At 51.4% G+C, this 774-nt stretch carries 1 pseudogene; it reads right to left on the minus strand.

Annotation, left to right across the window (positions count from 1 at the left end):
• Positions 1-774: pseudogene (locus HW443_RS12275) on the minus strand (hypothetical protein); the annotation flags it as partial.

Raw genomic sequence — 774 nt, forward strand, 5'->3', positions numbered from 1 at the left:
CCATTAGGTTCCCAGAAGGCCTCCATAGCCGCGATCTTATCGTCAAGGGGCCCGCCTTTGATGGTGGCAACCTTTTCTTCACCATACAATTTGCTCAACTCTTGCCTTAAGAATTCAAGTGTCTCTCTGTATTGGGTAAAAATGACCATTTTCTCTTCGGGCGATAATCTCCTGACCTGCTCAATCCCTCTTATGAGCGTGTCGAATTTTCGATCAGGCCCTTCTGGAGCTACTTTGATAAGCTCTCGAACTTTCTGGGGTTCATTAGGGATCACGGCCTCGGCGTAGATGACATCTTCGGCTTCCTCTTCAGCGTCAAGAGCCCACGATGTTGTCTCTTCCCCGATATAACCCTTCCGAGCAAGCCGCTGTTTGACCTTGGCAATGTAAGCGTCAGCCTCGGCTGTTTGTTCTGGAGAACATGGTATGGAAGCAATCTCTATGGCCAATTCCCTCATTTCTTCTTGAAGCTTCAGTATTTTCTCAGCCAAGCCCGCGGGACGCGTTTTCTGGACTTTCCTCTCCAAACCCATCTGTTCCCGCGCCAGCAACACCAGGAGTCTTCGTCTCAGTGCCTGCCGAATAGCGCGGGGGCTTGAAGACATCATCTTCTGGAAGGTGGCCATTACGAAGCCCACAGCGCGCTGCCTGCTCGTGGTCTTCTTCTGTCCTATCCCAGCAACTCCGTAACCTTCTCGCAGGTATTCGGTGAGCTGATCGTAGAACCATCTTTCGCGCGCTGCTAAAGGAAAAGTCTGGGTATGGACCTGACGA

The organism is Candidatus Hakubella thermalkaliphila (assembly GCF_013281975.1).
In the GTDB taxonomy this organism is placed as follows: Bacteria; Actinomycetota; Humimicrobiia; order Hakubellales; family Hakubellaceae; genus Hakubella; species Hakubella thermalkaliphila.